Below are 18,776 nucleotides of genomic sequence, written 5' to 3'. Positions count from 1 at the left end.
AATTTTGGGATATAAATCAATACGAGGTAAATATAAAAAGAGTAACAAGGAGAATTATCTCACCTTAGTGCTTTTACATGTGTTATTGGCTTTTCTTATTCTATTTATTCCTGGATTTTCTAAAGTTTATTTTGTTTTTGTTGTATTGTATTTTTTATATCGCATATTTTCTGCAAAGGATGTTGATAAACCAAAAGAGGTAATATTTGCTTGTTGCTATGTTGTTGGTTCTGAAGTTTTGTTTAGAATGACTTCGGGTTCCTTCTTCTATGAAGGATCTAAATATCTCGTTATACTTTTTGGATTAATAGGTTTGGTTTATAATGGGTTGTCAAGTAAGGCATATCCATATTTGATTTATTTGGTTTTACTGGTTCCATCAATTATTGTAGCTTACCTTACTATAGGATTTGATTCTAATTTCAGAACTAATATAGCATTTGTATTAAGTGGTCCTGTATGCTTAGGAATTTCTGCAATTTATCTTCTTGACAAAAAGCTGTCAATGAGTGATTTTATTAACGCATTACTCTATATAAGTTTGCCAATAATTACCATGTCAATCTATCTTTTTTTATATAATCCTAGTATAAAAGATGTGTTACGTGGTACACAATCAAATTTTGCGACATCTGGTGGTTTTGGACCTAACCAGGTAGCAACTATTTTAGGCCTTGGCATGTTAGCACTTACCGTCAGGTTATTTATGAAGTCACCAACAATGACCCTTAAGATTTTTAATGGTGTATTATTAGGTCTTATTAGCTTTAGAGGCATTGTTACTTTTAGCAGAGGAGGTATCGTTACAGCTATTATAATCATCTTTGCGTTTTTATATCTTTTGTATAGAAAATCAACCAGCAAAATGAAAGGAAGGGTTTTCTATACGTTCTTTTTGTTTGGTTTGTTAGGTGCGGCCGTATGGATAATTAGTTCTAATCAAACTATGGGATTAATTGATAAGCGTTATGCAAATCAAGATGTTTCTGGTCGCGCAAAAGAAGATTTGTCTACAGGAAGAGTGACCTTATTTATGGACGACTTGCAAGGGTTTATTGAAAACCCAATTCTTGGAGTTGGAGCGAACGGTGCAAAGGAATTAAGACTTAAAAAAGGTTTAGGACTAAAAGCATCGCATAATGAATTAAGTAGATTGTTTTCAGAGCATGGCATGTTTGCATTTTTCATTTTATTAATTTTAGTGTTTATTCCATTACTTTATAGATTAGAAAATAGACGAAATATATTTTTTTATTCTATGCTTGGATTTTGGTTTGCCACGATAAACCATTCGGCCATGCGTATTGCTGCACCAGGATTTATATATGCTTTAGCACTTTTAAATGTTCAATATGACAAACGTCCTATACATAGGAAACGCATTATCAAAAAAAGGTAAAACTAGTACTACAATAGATACTCTTAGTAAAAAATTGAGTGAATTCTGTACCGTTAGTGTTGCCTCTAAAAAAACCAATAAGGTTTTGAGATTATTAGATATGGTTTGGTCAGTTTTCAGAAATAGTACTCAAACGGACTATGTTTTAATAGATACTTATAGTACAGCTAATTTTTATTATGCATTAATTGTAAGTCAAGTTTGTAAGTTGTTAGGGAATAAGTACATACCAATTCTACATGGTGGAAATTTAGAGAAAAGGTTAATTAGAAACCCAAAATTATGTGGTTTACTATTCAAGGGAGCTTATAAGTTAGTTACGCCCTCAAAATTTTTAAAATCTGTTTTCGCTAATCATGGTTATGATAATTCGATTTTCATACCCAATACAATTGAAATCGATAACTATAAGTTTAATAACAGAGAAATCAAAGAAATAAAATTGCTTTGGGTAAGATCGTTTTCATCAATTTATAACCCAGAATTGGCTATAATGGTATTGGAAAATTTAAAGAAAAAGGGATATTCATCAACTCTCACAATGATTGGACCAGAGATTGATGGTTCTTTGAAAAGAGTAGAGCAAATTGCAAATGAAAAAAAGTTGAATGTTCTGTTCACTGGGAAACTTTCAAAAAAAGAATGGATTAAGATCTCAGAAGGTCATAATATTTTTATAAATACAACAAGTATTGATAATACACCTGTAAGTGTAATTGAGGCAATGGCACTTGGATTACCTATTATATCAACTAATGTTGGAGGTATGCCATATTTAATTGAAGACACAAAGGAAGGATTACTAGTACCTCCTAATAATGCTGAAGCTATGAGTAATGCTATAATTGAGATAATTAATGATAATAGTCTTAAAAAATCTCTTGTTAGTAATGCTAGGGCCAAAGTAGAGAAATTTGATTGGGAAATCGTAAAACCTAAATGGGAACTTCTTTTGCAATAAAATTGTAATCTACTTTATACTTTATATCTTTACATAATCTCCCAGGATTAATAATGAAGCATAAAAAAGGTATACACTTTGAAGTGTCCGAACGAAAGGTTCTTCTACGGATCATGGATTTGGCAATGGTCTATTTGGGTATTTATGCTTTAAATTTATTCACTGATTTTGATTATTTATTATTTAGTGAAGAAAATATTATTCCTTTAATTTTACTGGGTCTTTACGTTACTATTTTTGGGACAGTTTTTGAGTTATATGACCTGCAACAAGCTAGTAAATTAGATATAACTGCTAGGAACATTATATTAGCGATATCTGTACTTGTTTTGTTCTATTTATTGACGCCATTTCTTTCACCAGTACTCCCTGAACAAAGAGTGCAGATACTTTATTTTTATCTAATATTAATTATATCTATTTTTTTATGGAGGATTGCCTACACTCAACTTATTGAATCTCCTCGCTTTTATAAACGCATTTTATTAGTTGGGGATGTTTCCAATATAGAAGGATTAGTAAAATCACTAGATACCTCAGATCCAAATTATAAGATTGTTGGCTTTTTAAACAGTGAAGATTCTGATGCGGAATCAGTGAAGTATAAGGGTTTAAAAGAATTTCCAGCCAAGGATTTCTTAGAGGTTATTCAGCGAGAAAGTATATCTGAAGTTTTAGTTGCCAGTTTTAATACTGAGGCAATGGTTTCTCAAGTTTATCATGATTTGATATTACTTTTAGAACGCGGTTTTAAAATACGTGATTATACTCAAGTTTATGAAGAATTACTTCAAAGAGTACCCATTCAATTTGTTGGTAAGGATTTCTATAAATACTTTCCATATAGCAGGAGCAACGAGAATAAGCTTTATAGGTTCTTTCAACGCACTTTTGACATAGTATTTTCGATAATTGGACTATTGTTCGGAATTCTTATTCTACCATTGGTTTTTTTTGGAAACCTACTAGGAAATAAAGGTCCGTTGTTTTATATACAAGAGCGTATTGGTCGTAACAGTAAACCATTTAAAATTATTAAATTGAGAACTATGGTTATAAACGCTGAGGAAGATGGTGTAAAATGGGCAGAAAAAGGAGATAAGAGAATAACAAAATTTGGACATTTTTTACGTCGATCAAGGCTAGATGAAATTCCACAATTTTATAATGTACTAAAAGGCCAAATGAGTATTATTGGCCCTAGACCAGAACGCCCATTTTTTGTTAATGAGTTGTCAAGAATAATTCCTTTTTATGAAATGCGTCATATTATAAAACCAGGCCTTACGGGTTGGGCACAAGTGAATTCTAGATATGGGTCTTCAATAGATGACAGTCTTATTAAATTGCAATACGATCTATATTACATAAAGCATCGAAGTTTATTTATAGACTTTAGTATTATTATTAAAACATTGAGTACAGTTCTCTATTATAGGGGACAGTAATTATCTTAGTTAAAGTTTTTTACCAGATAAAGATACCTTATAAACATGGCAATAAGTAATGGAATTAATGCTATGGCAAAAACTTGTACTCCAATTAACCAGTGAAGTGTTAATAGGCATAACATTATAATTAAAAACTTTAGATAGCCTTTCACCCAATTTTTCATGGTATTCTTTGTCAACTGACTGATTAAAATAAAATTCAGTGGAAATGCCCATAATAAATTATAATTATTAGCAGTTGCACTATGATCTGTTGCGAACCAGAGCAAAAAAAGTAAAATTCCAATTAAGCTGGTAGTGCTAAACAATGTAACATCTAACCATTTACTTCTAGATTTATTTTTGCTGTCCCTATAAGTGATAATAATTATAATGAATGCTAAAAGACTATTTATAAATAGTGGACTCAATAAAAATATAGAAGAATCTTCCTCAGCTTTTTTCTCATAAACGGTTGAGGACTGTTTTACTAATCCTTCTGCGCCATTCTTGGTAGCATTTTCGAAAAATGAATTGATATACTTTGGTAAGAACATATGCTCATCAGGTGTGGCATTTTGATCAATTACGGAACCAAGGGCTAAATCAATACCAAAACTTCCCCAAGTATTTTTATCCACGTGCTCGTAGATTAATTCTCTGAAGGTTTTCTGTTCAAAACCCTCAGGTGAATTAAATGTTATTGAGCTTTTAGTAACTGCTTGCGAGACATCTCTAATTCTAGTAGCACAATTGTCATAAAAGAAATCATAAAGATATCTTCTGTTTTCAGGCTTATAATTATTCTCTAGATAGTCAAATAAATCCTGTTTCTCGTTAGTTGATAAATTTAGTACTTGTTCCTTAACTGTACGGTTATAATAAACATAATGATTGTAAAAATCAGAATAATTATGTCTACTTATAAGGTAGTTTAATTTTCCTCTAGCAAATTTCAAATAAAAATTAGGTGCTCCAAAGTCATATTCTCCATAACCATAGGTAACATCAATACCTCGTGATTTATCTTTAATTCTGAAAGCATTATGACCAAAGGCGTCATTTAATGATCTACCTGGGCCAACAGTTAAAATAGAAATTTCCGCATTCGGAGAAAGTTTTATTTGTTGAGCACCAATAGAATCAATAAATAAAAAGCCAATGATTAGGGTAAAAATTAATCTCATAATTATCTAAAGATACCAAAGTCTATCTTTAATGAAAAGACATTAGAGTAAAGGGCAGCACTTTGATCACCAATATCGGTAAAGGCATAGTCTATTTGAATGCCCTTATACTTAAAGCCTACACCAAAATTTGGTTGAAATGTCAATGATTCAGAATTATCAATTTGAAGCTCGTTCTGAAAATTACCAACGCCACCTCTTAAAAACACAAGGTCTGTATATCCAAACTCAAATCCCAAAGCAGGATTTATACTCGCGAATGAAGTTGAAAAAACATCATTATTTTCTTCAAATCTTACAATAAGATTAGTTGCGGCTAATAAGGAATAATCATAATTGAATACCCACTTTTTTGAAACTCCTAATTGAAGTTTAGGAATTGTTATTTCAGTTGTTTCTGGTAGCTCCTGATTTTCACCTTCAACCGCACCACTGATTTGATCAAATTTGTCTTCATCAATAGCCCAAGCATTGTAAGTTGTTGTAATGTCTCTAGCCATCAATCCAAATTTCCAATCATTATCAGTTTCAAATTGTATACCAGCATCGAGCCCAAATCCCCATGAAGAAGCAAAGTCACCTATTATACGCCTTATTATTTTAGCATTAACACCATAGTTTAGACCATCTAAGGGTAATTTTCTGGCATAAGAGAAAGTAAGACCATAATCTGCCGTAGAGAATGTACTTATTCTATCATAATTAATATTACCTTGATCGTCAATAAGCTGAGTAGTATCTAAAATGTCATCTACTCCAAACCTAATAAGTGAAACTCCAACAGCACTTCTGTCGTCTAGTGGCATTGCAAAAGCGATATAGTTATAGTTTGCAATATTGGCAAAGTAACTAGAGTGCATTAGTGCCACTTGTTTGTCTTCAACATGTACGAGTCCTGCTGGATTCCAATAGCCAGAATTTACATCGGCAGTTTGAGACACAACCGCATTACTCATACCCAAAGATGCTGCATCAACACCAATATTCATAAATTCATTTGAATATTTTCTGGTGCTTTGTGCTGCAATAACAAGTGTGGTAAGTGTTAAGAGAATTACTAGGTAATTTTTCAACAGCAATATTTTTTTACAAAGATGCACAATATTTTCTATCTAATAAACTTCAAATACCAGTTCTTATTGTATGTGAAGGATAATTTGTGCAATTATTGAGATAGGAGTAAAATAGTTTTATATTTTTACGGAAAGTTGAAGAATGAATATCAAAAAACACATTCCTAATTTTATAACCTTACTTAATCTTTTTTCTGGTTGTGTAGCAATAGTTTTCGCTGTCTACGGAAATTTCGTTGTAGCGACACTCTTTGTTTTCATAGGAATATTTTTTGATTTTTTTGATGGTCTTATTGCACGAAAGCTAAATGTTCAAAGTCCATTAGGGATACAACTAGATTCTTTAGCAGATTTAGTAACAAGCGGTGTGGTTCCAGGTGTTATTATGTTTAAATTAATATCATTGACTGTAGATGCACCAGATTTTGCCTCTTATAATGAAAATTGGAATTCAGTTTTTCATTGGCAAGGTTTTAAATTATCTATTTTACCTTTAATTGGTTTTTTAATTCCGTTAGCCTCTGCATATCGATTGGCAAAATTCAACTTAGATGAAGACCAGCAAACGTATTTTAAAGGACTTCCAGTCCCTGCAAATACAATACTCATATTATCATTACCAATGATTTTAGAATTTCAGAATAATGATATAATGAATTCAATAATTATTAATAAATGGTTCTTAATTGGAGTTACACTATTGAGTTGTTATTTGTTGAATTCAAATATCAAATTATTTGCCCTAAAATTTAAGGATTGGAGTTTTAAAACTAATGCAATACGCTATATTTTCTTAATAATTAGTGTTGTTGCATTAATAGTGCTTCAATTTGCGGCACTACCGGTTATTATTATTCTTTATATACTGTTATCATTATCAGACCAGAAACAAATTAATTAAGAATTTAATAATTTAAATCAATGGCTTCAGGTTTATTTGCTTTACTAGATGACATAGCGACACTAATGGATGATGTTGCAACAATGACTAAAGTCTCAACTCAAAAAACAGCAGGAATTTTGGGCGATGACTTAGCTGTTAATGCAGAGAAAGCTTCAGGTTTCAGTCCATCAAGAGAACTTCCTGTTTTGTGGGCCATATCTAAAGGATCATTAATTAATAAAATCATCATTTTACCATTGGCATTTTTAATGAGTGCCTTTGTTCCAAAAATGGTGATTGTTGTTTTGGTGATTGGTGGACTTTATTTAGCCTATGAAGGAGCTGAGAAAATTTATGAATTCTTTTTTCATCGTAAAGAAGAAAAAATCCTAGCGGCACAATTAAATATATCTAAAGAGGAATTACTAAAAATTGAAAAAACAAAAATTAAATCTGCAATCATAACGGATTTTATTCTTTCGGTTGAGATTGTAATTATTGCCTTGGGTGCTGTAGTTGAAGAGTCCCTAACTAAACAAATTATTGTCGTTACTATTGTGGCTCTTATTGCCACTATCGGTGTTTACAGCATCGTTGCTTTAATTGTACGTATGGATGATTTAGGGTTTAAGCTTATACAAAATAGTAATTCAAAGACTGGATTCTTATATAATCTTGGTGTTGGACTAACAAAGGCCTTGCCTTTTATTATTAAGTCATTATCAGTTATTGGAACGTTAGCACTTTTGCTCGTTTCAGGTGGTATTTTTGTGCATAATATTGAATATCTCCATCATGTTTTAGAAGGTATTCCAAATATTCTGAGAGACTTTATTATTGGCCTTGTAGTTGGTAATATTTGTTTGCTAATAGTTAAGGGAGTAACATTTATTCTACCAAAGAAAGATAGCCAATAATTAAACTAAGTAGTTTATTACTAGTTTAGAATTCTAATTTCTTTTTTCGAAGTTCAAAATTCTGACCTAAATAAACTTTACGCACCATTTCATCGCTAGCCAACTCTTCGGGTACACCAGCTTTTAGGATACCACCTTCAAACATTAGATAAGTACGGTCTGTAATAGCAAGAGTTTCTTGTACGTTATGGTCAGTAATTAAAATACCAATATTTTTTTTGGTGAGTTTAGCCACAATACGTTGTATGTCCTCAACCGCTACAGGATCTACACCAGCAAAAGGTTCATCCAGTAGAATAAAATTAGGATCAGTAGCCAATGCACGCGCTATCTCAGTTCTACGACGTTCACCTCCAGATAGTAGATCTCCTCTGTTGGTTCTTATATGGCCTAAACCAAATTCTTCTATTAAAGATTCCATTTTCTCGTGTTGTTCCTTTTTACTCAGTTTTGTGAGTTGTAAAACGCTTAAAATATTATCTTCAATACTAAGTTTTCTAAAAACAGAAGCCTCTTGTGCCAAGTATCCAATACCATTTTGAGCACGCTTATACATTGGATATTTAGTTATATCTGTATTGTCTAAATAGATATTACCACCATTGGGTTTAATAATACCTACAATCATATAGAAAGATGTTGTTTTACCGGCACCATTAGGTCCTAATAAACCAACAATTTCACCTTGATTAACCTCAAGTGAAACATCTTTAACTACTTTTCGTCCTCCATAGGACTTCATTAAATTTTCGGCTCTTAATTTCATATTCTATAGAACAACGCTAAAAATAACAAAATCATATAGACAATTTTGTTAGTGGCTTAGTTTTATTAAAAGTTTAACCTTGGTTTTCGATTGCTTCCCAATATTCATGAGCTTTTCGCAGATGAGGTATTACAATAGTACCACCAATTAAAGTTGCAATACCTAAAGCTTCACTTACTTCAGCTTTTGTAACACCTACTTTATGCGAAGATTCAAGATGATACTTTACACAATCATCGCAACGTAATACAGTTGATGCTACAAGACCTAAGAGTTCTTTTGTTTTTTTATCTAATGCACCATCCTGAAATGCATTGGTATCTAGGTTAAAAATTCGTTTTACTATTTTATTATTATCTGCTAAGATTTTGTCGTTCATCTTAGAGCGATATTCATTAAATTCTTTTACTATGTCAGACATTTTTAATTTTTCTTTTTTGATTTTTAACTACTACAGCCGAAATATAAATACTTACTTGATATAATATTAAAATAGGAATGGCAACTATAACTTGACTTGCTATATCTGGTGGTGTTATTACCGCAGCTAAAATTAATACAATGACTAAAGCAAACTTTCGATATTTTTTTAAAAATACAGGTGTAACCAATCCAGCTTTAGTTAAAAAGTAAATTATAATTGGTAACTCAAAAACAAAACCAGAGGCGATTGCGGAGGATCGCACAATTGCTATAACAGAGCTCACATCAAACTCATTTGATATCATTTCACTTATTTGATAGTTAGCCAAAAAGTTAAGAGATAACGGAGTAACAATATAATAGCCAAATAATACACCAATAAAGAACAACATAGATGTTATAAATAAAAATCCTCTTGAATTTTTGCGTTCATTCTCCTTTAAACCTGGACTTATAAAACTCCATAATTGGTATATTACATAAGGAAATGCAATAATAAACCCTGCATAAATTGAGGTCCAAATATGTGCCGAAAATTGTCCTGCAACTGTTCTATTCTGAATGATGAATGGAAATTTTTCAGCGCAAAATGTAGTGTCGTTAATTCCAATTAATTTCGAAATACTACAAAGGCCATTATATGTTGGAAAACTCATTTTAGTTGGTCCAAAAATGATAACATCAAAAATGAAATTCTTGAAGATGAAAGCTAGTGTAGCTGCAATTAATATGCCTAAAGTAGCTCTAATTAAATGCCACCTCAAGTCTTCGAGATGATCTAAAAAAGACATTTCGTCAATATTCCTTGTCGCCATTATATAATGCCCTCTTTTATTAAATCGTGAAGATGTACAACACCTGCATATGTTCCATTTTGTTCTACAAGAAGTTGCGAAATCTCAAATTCTTCCATTATTTCTTTTGCATCAACAGCCATGGAGTCCTCAGAAATTCTTCTTGGATTATTACTCATAATATCCTTAGCTGTTAAATTGGCAATATCATTACTCTTGCTGAGCATTCGTCTCAAATCACCATCCGTTATAATTCCAATAATTTTATCATTATCTACAACTGCAGTCACACCAAGCATTTTTTCAGTAATTTCTACAATAACTTCCTTTATTGTAGCATCTAATCCAACTTGAGGTTTTAAATTTTGTGAAGACAGATCGTTAACTCTTAGGTATAAACGTTTCCCTAAAGCTCCTCCTGGATGATATTTTGCAAAATCTTTGCTAGAAAAACCTCTTAATTCAAGTAAACATACGGCAAGAGCATCACCAATTACCAATTGTGCTGTAGTACTTGTTGTAGGTGCTAAATTATTTGGACAGGCTTCCTGTTTTACAAAAGCATTCATAACATAATTTGCCTGTTGCCCTAAAAAGGAATCTTTATTTCCGGTAATTGCAATCATTTTATTTTTAGCATTCTTAATAAGGGGCACTAAAACTTTTATTTCAGGCGTATTACCACTTTTAGAAATGCAGATAACAACATCATCTTCTAGAATTAATCCTAAGTCTCCGTGAATAGCATCTGCAGCATGCATAAAAACTGAAGGTGTACCAGTAGAATTCAATGTTGCAACTATTTTAGTCGCAATTATAGCGCTTTTGCCAATTCCTGTAATAATAACTCTTCCTTTAGAATGATAGATTAACTCTACTGCTTCGGCAAACTCGTCAGTTAATAATTCAGATAGGTGCTCAATTGCCTCACTCTCTAATTTTATAGTACTTTTTGCAGTACTTAAAATGGATTGTTTTGTGTTCAAAACTAATTTTTATTGCTTTTTTTAGATTTAAAGAAATATGTTATCTTTAAACTTATTGCAAATGTATATAAAATACTAATAGGGATTAATGAGTATTGCAGAAATTGACTTACACTCGGCGCTAAAAAAATACTTTGGCTTTTCTGGGTTTAAGGGTCTTCAAGAAGAGGTTATAAAAAATGTTATAGTAGGCAATAATACTTTTGTCATAATGCCCACGGGTGGAGGTAAATCTTTGTGTTATCAATTACCTGCATTAATTAAGGATGGTACTGCGATTGTTGTTTCTCCACTTATTGCCTTAATGAAAAATCAAGTAGATGCTATACGTGCAGTTTCTGAGCATGAAGGTGTAGCTCATGTATTAAATTCTTCACTAAACAAAACTGAAGTTAAACGTGTAAAAGAGGATATTGTTAATGGTATAACAAAGTTGCTTTATGTGGCTCCTGAATCCTTAACAAAAGAAGAATATGTGGATTTTTTAAGATCTGTTCAAATCTCTTTTATGGCTGTAGATGAAGCACACTGTATAAGTGAATGGGGACATGATTTTAGACCTGAATATAGAAACTTAAGACATATCCTTAAGCGCATTGGTGATAATATTCCTATTGTAGGATTAACTGCAACAGCAACACCTAAGGTACAAGAGGATATTTTAAAGAGTTTAGGCATTACAGATGCAGTAACCTTTAAGGCGTCTTTCAATAGACCTAATTTATATTATGAAGTAAGGCCAAAGACCAAAAATGTAGATGCAGATATCATTCGTTTTGTAAAGCAAAATGAAGGTAAATCTGGTATTGTTTATTGCTTAAGTAGAAAGCGTGTTGAGGAGTTAGCACAAGTATTACAAGTAAATGGTGTTAAAGCCGTGCCATATCATGCAGGATTAGACGCAAAGACTCGTGTAAAGCATCAGGATATGTTTCTTATGGAAGATGCTGACGTTGTGGTTGCAACCATCGCCTTTGGAATGGGAATTGACAAACCAGACGTGAGATTTGTTATTCATCATGATATTCCAAAAAGTATAGAGAGTTACTATCAAGAAACAGGCAGAGCAGGTCGTGATGGAGGTGAAGGCCATTGTTTGGCATTCTATGCTTATAAAGATATAGAGAAACTCGAAAAGTTTATGTCAGGTAAACCAGTGGCAGAACAAGAAATTGGTCATGCATTATTACAAGAAGTTGTGGCATTTTCAGAAACATCTATTTCAAGGCGAAAATTTATTCTACATTATTTTGGTGAAGAGTTTGATACAGAGACTGGAGAGGGTGGAGATATGGATGATAATGTAAGAAATCCTAAAAAACAGGTAGAATCTAAAGATGAGGTTAAAACCTTATTAGAAACAGTTAGTAGCACTAATGAAAAATATAAATCCAAGGACTTAGTACAAGTTATTGTTGGCAAGTCTAATGCTCTAATTTCCTCTCATAAAACGGATATTCAACCCTTTTTCGGAATAGGTAAAGATAAAGAAGCACGATTTTGGATGGCACTGATACGTCAGGTCCTTGTGGCAGGATATTTAAAGAAGGACATTGAAACCTACGGTGTTTTAAGACTAAGTGAAGCAGGGAGAGCATTTATTGATAAGCCGAAATCATTTATGATGGCAGAAGATCATGTGTATGACGAGCAATCTAATGATGGTATAATAACCAATGCAAAGAGTAGTGGAGTTTCAGCTGATGAGAAACTGATGACCATGCTAAAAGATTTACGTAAACGAAATGCTAAACGCTTGGGTGTCCCTCCTTTTGTAATTTTTCAAGATCCTTCGTTAGAAGATATGGCATTAAAATACCCTATTACTGTAGATGAATTAAATAATGTTCATGGTGTAGGTGAGAGTAAGGCTAAAAAGTATGGTAAAGACTTTGTAGCTTTAATAGCAGATTATGTTGAAGAAAATGATATTGTTAGGCCAGATGATATGGTCGTTAAATCCACAGGTACTAATTCTGCTTTAAAACTGTATATCATACAAAATGTAGACAGAAAATTACGTCTCGATGATATAGCTTCAGCTAAGGGAATGGAAATGCCAGATTTTATCAAGGAAATGGAATCTATTGTTTATTCAGGTACGAAACTCAATATCAGTTATTGGATAGACGAGATTTTAGACGAAGACCAACAAGAAGAAATACATGAGTATTTTATGGAGTCTGATAGTGATAAAATCTCTGATGCTGTTGAAGAATTTGATGGTGATTATGAAGATGAGGATCTCCGTTTATACCGTATTAAATTTATTAGTGAGGTAGCTAACTAATTACTCTTCTTCGTCTATAGTATTAACATACTTTATAAAACTTAAATCACCTTTCTTAGTTTTTAATCTAATTTCAGTAATTCGTTCACTTTGTAAATTTATGATATCTGATTCTTCTATCTGAAAATCAATCTTAGTTATAAATCGTTTTGCTACCTGAGAAGGTTCAGACTCTAACTCTTGCATATCAGAATCTAATTCCAATTCAAAATCATCAGATTTCATTATTAATTTTGCACCATCAAATGTCTTGAATTTAAAAGAACCCACAACAACAGTTTGAAAAAAGTAATAACCACCTAATTCATTTAAACCTGCAAAAAGCACATTAGAATCTGATACTCCAAAAGGTGTATTCTCAATCTCAGAAATTATTTTTTCAATAGAGTCTTCAGGTTTGTTAGGTTTAGAATTACCACCAAATGCTGATTTTAGTTTCGACAAAGAAAATCCCATGAAATTCGTTTTGGCAAAACTAACTCTTATAACGGACTTCTCAAATATTACTACTTAATTCGTAAATCATAAATCATTGATTATCTTTGCACCCTTAAATAAAAGACAAAACAATGCAAGACGGATTATACGCAAAATTTAAAACAACAAAAGGAGAGATTTTAGTAAATCTTGAGTTCGAAAAAACACCTGGTACAGTTGGTAACTTTGTTGCCTTGGCAGAAGGGAATTTAGAAAATTCAGCAAAACCTCAGGGTACACCTTATTATGACGGTTTAAAGTTTCATAGAGTAATACCTGATTTTATGATTCAAGGTGGTTGTCCACAAGGCACTGGTACAGGTAATCCAGGATATAAATTTGACGATGAAATTCATCCAGATTTAAAGCATGATGCACCAGGTAAATTGTCAATGGCAAATGCAGGTCCTGGTACAAATGGGAGTCAATTTTTCATTACGCATGTTGAAACACCTTGGCTAGATGGTAAACATACTGTTTTTGGTAGTGTTGTTGAAGGGCAAGATGTAGTTGATACCGTTGCACAAGATGATATGATAGATGCTTTAGAAATTCTCAGAGTAGGTGAGGATGCCGAAAATTTCAATGCAATAGAAGCCTTTAGAACATTTGAAGGAGAAAGAGAAAAGCGTGTTGCTACTGAACGTGAAGCAGTAAAAGCTGAATTAGATAAATTAGCTTCAGGATTTGAAGAAACAAATTCGGGATTACGTTATAAAATCATACAAAAAGGTGATGGTAAAAAAGCAGAAAAAGGTAATATGGTTTCTGTACATTACAAAGGTCAGTTATCTGATGGGACTGTTTTTGATTCTTCATATAAGCGTAATCAGCCTCTAGATTTTCAAGTTGGTGTAGGTCAAGTAATTCCTGGTTGGGACGAAGGTATTTGTTTATTAAATGTTGGAGATAAAGCAAGACTAGTAATACCAAGTGACTTAGGTTATGGTGCTTCTGGTGCAGGTGGTGTTATTCCTCCAAATGCAACTTTAGTCTTTGATGTAGAGCTAATGGGTGTAAAATAAACACTAGTTGGTAACAATTTTTATATAGAATCGTCTCACTTTATAGTGAGACTTTTTTATTTTAACCAATCAAATCCATTGTTATATGATTATCAAGAAAATAGGCTGTTTAATAGTTATAGGATTCATAATGATGAGTTGTACAGGAAGAGTTGAATTTACCGAAGCATTTAAAAATGAATCGTCAGGTAAATACCAATTCAATGAAGACGAATTAATTTTAGTGTATTATGAAAACGATAAGTTACTGATGAATTGGAAAGAAGGTGTATTTGCACCTGTAGTTACAGATACCAATGAGATTTTCGTAGCCGATATGTATAAGAAACTAAGGTTTGTGAAACATCCAAAAACTAATAAACGTTACTTATCTATTGTATCAGAGGAAGATCCAAGTAATATTACTTATGATTATTTGAAAGTTCCAGATTCGTATAAGACACCTAGTACACATTTAGAAGAAGGCAACTATGAAGCAGCCTTAGCTGGTTATTTAAAGATAAAAGAAAAAGACTCTACAAGTTCTTATATAAGAGAACGGGATTTTAATAGCAAGGGGTATAGTTATATAAGAAAGAAAGAATATGATAAGGCAATTTCGGTTTTTAAAATAAATATTAAACTACATCCAAACAGTGCAAACGTATACGATAGTTTGGCTGAAGCCTATTTAAGAAGTGGTGATAGCCTAAATGCCTATACTAATTACAAGGAAGCGTATAGCCGTAATTCTGATAACAAAAGAGCTCTTAATTACATTAACACGTACAAACCAAAAGATTCCATCCAATAAGAGTTGAGATAACTAAAATTGATTTTGGATTTGTTTTATTCAAAAATGTAAAGTATGTTTGTCATATAGTAAAAAATAATTTACATAATATAAAATATATTTGTCTTATATGGAAACTAATAAAATAATGGAATGTGAAAGAAAACGGCTAAATAAAATTGCCAGTTTTAGATTACCAAATCAATTTATGACAATTGGTTTAGTAATTGTATTAGCCACAATTGTGATGATGTTTTTCAGAGCTTTTGCTATGGATGGCGAAACCGAATGGCTAAAATTATTATTGCAAAAATCACTTTTAGTAGGGATGCTAATAATGTCTTTATCGAAAGATAAAATTGAAGATGAGATGACCATCAATCTAAGGGCACAATCTTATGCTATAGCCTTTGTAGTTGGCGTTATTTATGCACTTGTAATGCCTTATGTTGAGTATGGTGTATCTAATGTTGTTCATTCTGGTGGTGAACCTTTTAAAGACTTAGGCGATTTTCAGGTACTTTTATTTATGTTAATGATTCAATTGATGTTTTATCATACATTAAAACGTTATAGATAATGCAAAATTCAATTAAAGTAGAGCGGGCCATATTAAATATTACTCAAGATGAACTTGCTAAAAAAATTGATGTTTCAAGACAAACGATAAATTCAATTGAAGCTAATCGTTATGTCCCTTCAACCGTATTAGCATTGAAACTATCTTTAATTTTTAAAAAGCCTGTGAATGATTTTTTTACGCTTAGTGAAGATGATTAAATCATAATATTTCCATTAGATCGATCATACCTTCAGTTGCTGTCTTAGCAATCACCTTAATATTGGGATGATTAACGGTTGCAGGTCTTGGGTCTATATAATAAATTGGAATATCAGAACTCACATAATGAATAAGTCCATTTGCTGGATATACTTGCATACTTGTGCCAATAATAAGCAATATATCTGCCGTTAAACAAATTTCTACAGCTTTTTCAATCATGGGAACATCTTCGCCAAACCAAACAATATGTGGTCTAAGTTGATAACCTTTATTACAAGTATCACCTAGCTTTAAATCCTTTGTCCAATATTTTATATCGCTTGGATTACCTGTGCTTCTAATTTTAAGTAATTCACCATGTAAATGAACAACATTGCTACTACCGCCACGTTCGTGAAGATCATCGACATTTTGAGTTACAACCGTAACTCTATATTTAGACTCGAGATTTGCGATTGCTTTATGGGCCTCATTTGGTTTTACTTCCATAAGTTGTCGTCGTCTTTGGTTGTAAAAATCTAAAACAAGTTTAGGGTTGGATCTAAATCCTTGAGGAGAAGCCACCTTCATTACATCATGACCTTCCCAAAGACCATCGTGGTCCCTAAATGTTTTTACACCACTTTCAGCACTCATACCTGCTCCTGTTAAAACAACAATATGTTTCATTATCTAATCGTTCAGGATTTACGTTTCCACTTTTTATATGGCTTACTTTTTACCAATGGATCTAACACATTCTCCCCAAATTCGTCTTTTTCTTCAAAAAATTCGGCAAGTATATCTTTATCATAACCCATTTCTATTAAGTTATCTGCAATATTTAATGCCTCATTAAATCTATTAAGGTAATTTAAGGTTATCATTGCGCCAATATAAGATTCAAAGAAATCCGGATAATATTCCATCATATAGTTATAATGGTTTTCTGCTGTTTCATAATCTCCATCAAGTAGGCAAATCTTTGCCTTCATAATTCTTAGGAAATTATCCTCAGTTTCAAAAATCAGTTTGTCAATGTTTTCATTCGCCTTTCTATAATTTTCTTTTAGTATGTTATAATCAATCAATTTGAGATATAGTGTTGGATCTTCTGGGAACAAGTCGGTAAACTCAGCCAAGTTTTTTTCATATAATTCATTGCTAATTTCTGCAGCGATACCTGATTTAAAAAGAAGAATGAACTTTTCTTTTGCCAGTTCACCACTTATTTTATCCATTTCATTATAGGCATTTTGAAATTCACCCTTGTCTACCATAGCCCTTGCTAACAAAAAATTATCGACATCAACTTTTTTATCATTGCCAAATAGTCTTTTCATAGGATTTTTAGAAGGTACAGACTTTATTAAAAAGCGTTGTAATGTTTCACTTAAATGCTCACCTGTAACATATATATAAATATCGTTGAACATTAACTGTCCATCTATTCTACAGACCATATAATCATGATAGTTTACACCTGTTTCTTCTGAATACAATCTGAAAGTAAAATAATAGGCCTCTTCAATGATATTGTATTCATAACTGATGAGATTGTAATAGGATCCATTTGTATTTCTCTTAAAATCCTAGTGGATAAAGTGTTCACAGCACCCTTTACACCTTGTATAAAACCTTTTGCAAATTCACTGTCTGTTTCTACAAGTTCATTATCAGTGATACGATTGGTAAAGCAATCGATATTAAACATATCATTAAAAGCTTCCGTGCTTTCACTATGAAAAGAGTTTTCAATAGATTCAGCTAAGGCAACGACCTTTAAATCATTTTTTTCATTATTTTCAATTTTCGTGCAGTCACAATCCTTGGATGATTCTTGCGTATTAATAAGTAGTGAAAAAGCAATAAAAAAAAGTAAAATTGGGGTTTTGTTAATTGACATTTGTTTCGATTATATTTGATAAATATAATCTTTTATGGCAGATTTAAAACTTCTCGAATACTTAGAATCCTATCTCACCGAGCATAGGCGAGAGCGTTTTGCCCAAGTTTTAGAACAGCGTACCAAATATTTTACTGTTGCCACTGAAGATGTATATCAATTACATAATACAAGTGCTGTAATTAGGTCTTGTGATGTGTTCGGTATACAAGAAGTAAATATTATTGAAGAGGTTAATACCAAACGTATCGATAGGGAAATTGCAATGGGCGCACAAAAATGGGTAGATTTAAATAGATATAACACCGTAAATCAATGTATCAAGGATATAAAAGCAAAAGGCTATCAAATTGTAGCCACAACACCACATGCAAATGACTGTGATTTAATTGATTTTGACATTTCTAAAAAGTCGTGTTTCTTTTTTGGTAGAGAAACCGAAGGTCTGTCACAGCAAGTTTTAGATGAGGCAGATTGTTACTTAAAGATTCCTATGTTTGGATTTACAGAAAGTCTTAATATTTCCGTTTCAGCTGCAATAATATTACAGCATGTGACTTCAAAACTCAGAAATTCTGTGATTCCATGGCAATTAACGGAAGAAGAACGCATTGACAAACGCTTCGATTGGATCAAAAAAACAATCAAAAATCACGATGCTATCGTAGAGCGATTTGCATCTGAATCTTAATTTTTCGTAACTTTAAAGAACTAACTAAATAAA

The 18,776-nt window shown here is 32.1% G+C and carries 21 protein-coding genes; 11 read left to right on the top strand and 10 right to left on the bottom strand.

Translation table 11 applies throughout. The features are described from left to right. Window positions 1–4: 4 nt before the first annotated feature. Genes ACFWV9_RS11185 through ACFWV9_RS11175 form a run of 3 tightly spaced genes read left to right on the top strand, consistent with a single transcriptional unit; the run spans window position 5 to window position 3,808 of the window. On the top strand, window positions 5–1,399 hold the full coding sequence (locus ACFWV9_RS11185) for an O-antigen ligase family protein (protein WP_411895304.1): 1,395 nt from the start codon (window positions 5–7) through the stop codon (window positions 1,397–1,399). Next, the gene (locus tag ACFWV9_RS11180) at window positions 1,353–2,360 is read left to right on the top strand and encodes a glycosyltransferase family 4 protein (protein WP_411895303.1); all 1,008 of its coding nucleotides are present in this window, start codon (window positions 1,353–1,355) and stop codon (window positions 2,358–2,360) included. The genes ACFWV9_RS11185 and ACFWV9_RS11180 overlap by 47 nt, the downstream gene beginning before the upstream one ends. 53 nt (window positions 2,361–2,413) lie before the next feature. Continuing rightward, a complete protein-coding gene (locus ACFWV9_RS11175; RefSeq protein WP_411895302.1) occupies window positions 2,414–3,808 on the top strand; it encodes a sugar transferase in 1,395 nt (464 codons plus the stop codon). A 5-nt stretch (window positions 3,809–3,813) separates the two neighbouring features. Here ACFWV9_RS11175 and ACFWV9_RS11170 read toward each other — a convergent pair whose 3' ends face one another. Together ACFWV9_RS11170 and ACFWV9_RS11165 are read right to left on the bottom strand one after the other, a co-directional pair. Continuing rightward, window positions 3,814–4,977 (bottom strand): DUF4105 domain-containing protein, encoded by a 1,164-nt coding sequence (locus ACFWV9_RS11170; protein WP_411895301.1) that lies wholly within the window; start codon window positions 4,975–4,977, stop codon window positions 3,814–3,816. Between the two features lie 2 nt (window positions 4,978–4,979). Continuing rightward, window positions 4,980–6,050: a PorV/PorQ family protein gene (locus tag ACFWV9_RS11165; RefSeq protein WP_411895300.1), complete on the bottom strand. Its 1,071-nt coding sequence runs from the start codon at window positions 6,048–6,050 to the stop codon at window positions 4,980–4,982. 142 nt (window positions 6,051–6,192) lie between these two features. Here ACFWV9_RS11165 and ACFWV9_RS11160 point away from each other — a divergent pair, with 142 nt between their 5' ends. Both ACFWV9_RS11160 and ACFWV9_RS11155 read left to right on the top strand, forming a co-directional pair. Then, window positions 6,193–6,951 (top strand): CDP-alcohol phosphatidyltransferase family protein, encoded by a 759-nt coding sequence (locus tag ACFWV9_RS11160; protein ID WP_411895299.1) that lies wholly within the window; start codon window positions 6,193–6,195, stop codon window positions 6,949–6,951. 20 nt (window positions 6,952–6,971) lie between these two features. Continuing rightward, window positions 6,972–7,850: a DUF808 domain-containing protein gene (locus tag ACFWV9_RS11155; protein WP_411895298.1), complete on the top strand. Its 879-nt coding sequence runs from the start codon at window positions 6,972–6,974 to the stop codon at window positions 7,848–7,850. Window positions 7,851–7,875: 25 nt separating this feature from the next. Here ACFWV9_RS11155 and lptB read toward each other — a convergent pair whose 3' ends face one another. From lptB to ACFWV9_RS11135, 4 genes are all read right to left on the bottom strand, one after another. Continuing rightward, window positions 7,876–8,616, bottom strand: a complete 741-nt coding sequence (lptB, locus tag ACFWV9_RS11150) for an LPS export ABC transporter ATP-binding protein (protein ID WP_411895297.1) — start codon at window positions 8,614–8,616, stop codon at window positions 7,876–7,878. A 73-nt stretch (window positions 8,617–8,689) separates the two neighbouring features. Further along, window positions 8,690–9,037 (bottom strand): carboxymuconolactone decarboxylase family protein, encoded by a 348-nt coding sequence (locus ACFWV9_RS11145; protein ID WP_411895296.1) that lies wholly within the window; start codon window positions 9,035–9,037, stop codon window positions 8,690–8,692. Beyond that, the gene (tatC, locus tag ACFWV9_RS11140; protein WP_411895295.1) at window positions 9,030–9,854 is read right to left on the bottom strand and encodes a twin-arginine translocase subunit TatC; all 825 of its coding nucleotides are present in this window, start codon (window positions 9,852–9,854) and stop codon (window positions 9,030–9,032) included. The genes ACFWV9_RS11145 and tatC overlap by 8 nt, the downstream gene beginning before the upstream one ends. After that, window positions 9,854–10,819, bottom strand: a complete 966-nt coding sequence (locus tag ACFWV9_RS11135) for an SIS domain-containing protein (protein ID WP_411895294.1) — start codon at window positions 10,817–10,819, stop codon at window positions 9,854–9,856. The genes tatC and ACFWV9_RS11135 overlap by 1 nt, the downstream gene beginning before the upstream one ends. A gap of 88 nt (window positions 10,820–10,907) precedes the next feature. On the opposite strand from ACFWV9_RS11135, the gene recQ reads away from it, so the two are divergent. After that, entirely contained in the window at window positions 10,908–13,109 is a 2,202-nt protein-coding gene (gene recQ / locus ACFWV9_RS11130) for a DNA helicase RecQ (protein ID WP_411895293.1), read from the top strand. Here recQ and ACFWV9_RS11125 read toward each other — a convergent pair whose 3' ends face one another. After that, a complete protein-coding gene (locus ACFWV9_RS11125) occupies window positions 13,110–13,565 on the bottom strand; it encodes a hypothetical protein (RefSeq protein WP_411895292.1) in 456 nt (151 codons plus the stop codon). It abuts the gene before it with no gap. 113 nt (window positions 13,566–13,678) lie between these two features. Here ACFWV9_RS11125 and ACFWV9_RS11120 point away from each other — a divergent pair, with 113 nt between their 5' ends. The 4 genes from ACFWV9_RS11120 (at window position 13,679) to ACFWV9_RS11105 (ending at window position 16,163) form a co-directional block, all read left to right on the top strand. Beyond that, the gene (locus ACFWV9_RS11120; RefSeq protein ID WP_411895291.1) at window positions 13,679–14,611 is read left to right on the top strand and encodes a peptidylprolyl isomerase; all 933 of its coding nucleotides are present in this window, start codon (window positions 13,679–13,681) and stop codon (window positions 14,609–14,611) included. An 85-nt stretch (window positions 14,612–14,696) separates the two neighbouring features. Then, window positions 14,697–15,404 (top strand): tetratricopeptide repeat protein, encoded by a 708-nt coding sequence (locus ACFWV9_RS11115; RefSeq protein ID WP_411895290.1) that lies wholly within the window; start codon window positions 14,697–14,699, stop codon window positions 15,402–15,404. A 109-nt stretch (window positions 15,405–15,513) separates the two neighbouring features. Continuing rightward, on the top strand, window positions 15,514–15,963 hold the full coding sequence (locus ACFWV9_RS11110; protein WP_411895289.1) for a hypothetical protein: 450 nt from the start codon (window positions 15,514–15,516) through the stop codon (window positions 15,961–15,963). Further along, window positions 15,963–16,163: a helix-turn-helix transcriptional regulator gene (locus ACFWV9_RS11105; protein WP_411895288.1), complete on the top strand. Its 201-nt coding sequence runs from the start codon at window positions 15,963–15,965 to the stop codon at window positions 16,161–16,163. The genes ACFWV9_RS11110 and ACFWV9_RS11105 overlap by 1 nt, the downstream gene beginning before the upstream one ends. Before the next feature lies 1 nt (window position 16,164). On the opposite strand, the gene ACFWV9_RS11100 is transcribed toward ACFWV9_RS11105, so the two are convergent. Genes ACFWV9_RS11100 through ACFWV9_RS11090 form a run of 3 tightly spaced genes read right to left on the bottom strand, consistent with a single transcriptional unit; the run spans window position 16,165 to window position 18,052 of the window. Further along, window positions 16,165–16,836: an SIR2 family NAD-dependent protein deacylase gene (locus tag ACFWV9_RS11100; protein WP_411895287.1), complete on the bottom strand. Its 672-nt coding sequence runs from the start codon at window positions 16,834–16,836 to the stop codon at window positions 16,165–16,167. An 11-nt stretch (window positions 16,837–16,847) separates the two neighbouring features. After that, on the bottom strand, window positions 16,848–17,648 hold the full coding sequence (locus ACFWV9_RS11095) for a hypothetical protein (protein WP_411895286.1): 801 nt from the start codon (window positions 17,646–17,648) through the stop codon (window positions 16,848–16,850). After that, the gene (locus ACFWV9_RS11090) at window positions 17,624–18,052 is read right to left on the bottom strand and encodes a hypothetical protein (RefSeq protein WP_411895285.1); all 429 of its coding nucleotides are present in this window, start codon (window positions 18,050–18,052) and stop codon (window positions 17,624–17,626) included. The genes ACFWV9_RS11095 and ACFWV9_RS11090 overlap by 25 nt, the downstream gene beginning before the upstream one ends. A gap of 34 nt (window positions 18,053–18,086) precedes the next feature. On the opposite strand from ACFWV9_RS11090, the gene ACFWV9_RS11085 reads away from it, so the two are divergent. Then, window positions 18,087–18,743 carry a TrmH family RNA methyltransferase gene (locus ACFWV9_RS11085; protein WP_411895284.1) on the top strand — a complete coding sequence of 219 codons (657 nt, stop codon included), beginning with the start codon at window positions 18,087–18,089 and terminating at the stop codon, window positions 18,741–18,743. Window positions 18,744–18,776 lie beyond the last annotated feature (33 nt).

This window comes from Winogradskyella sp. A2 (assembly GCF_046762865.1).
Taxonomy (GTDB): Bacteria; Bacteroidota; Bacteroidia; order Flavobacteriales; family Flavobacteriaceae; genus Winogradskyella.
Note: the sequence above shows the minus strand (reverse complement) of the source record. Positions and strands in the feature narration are given on the sequence as shown.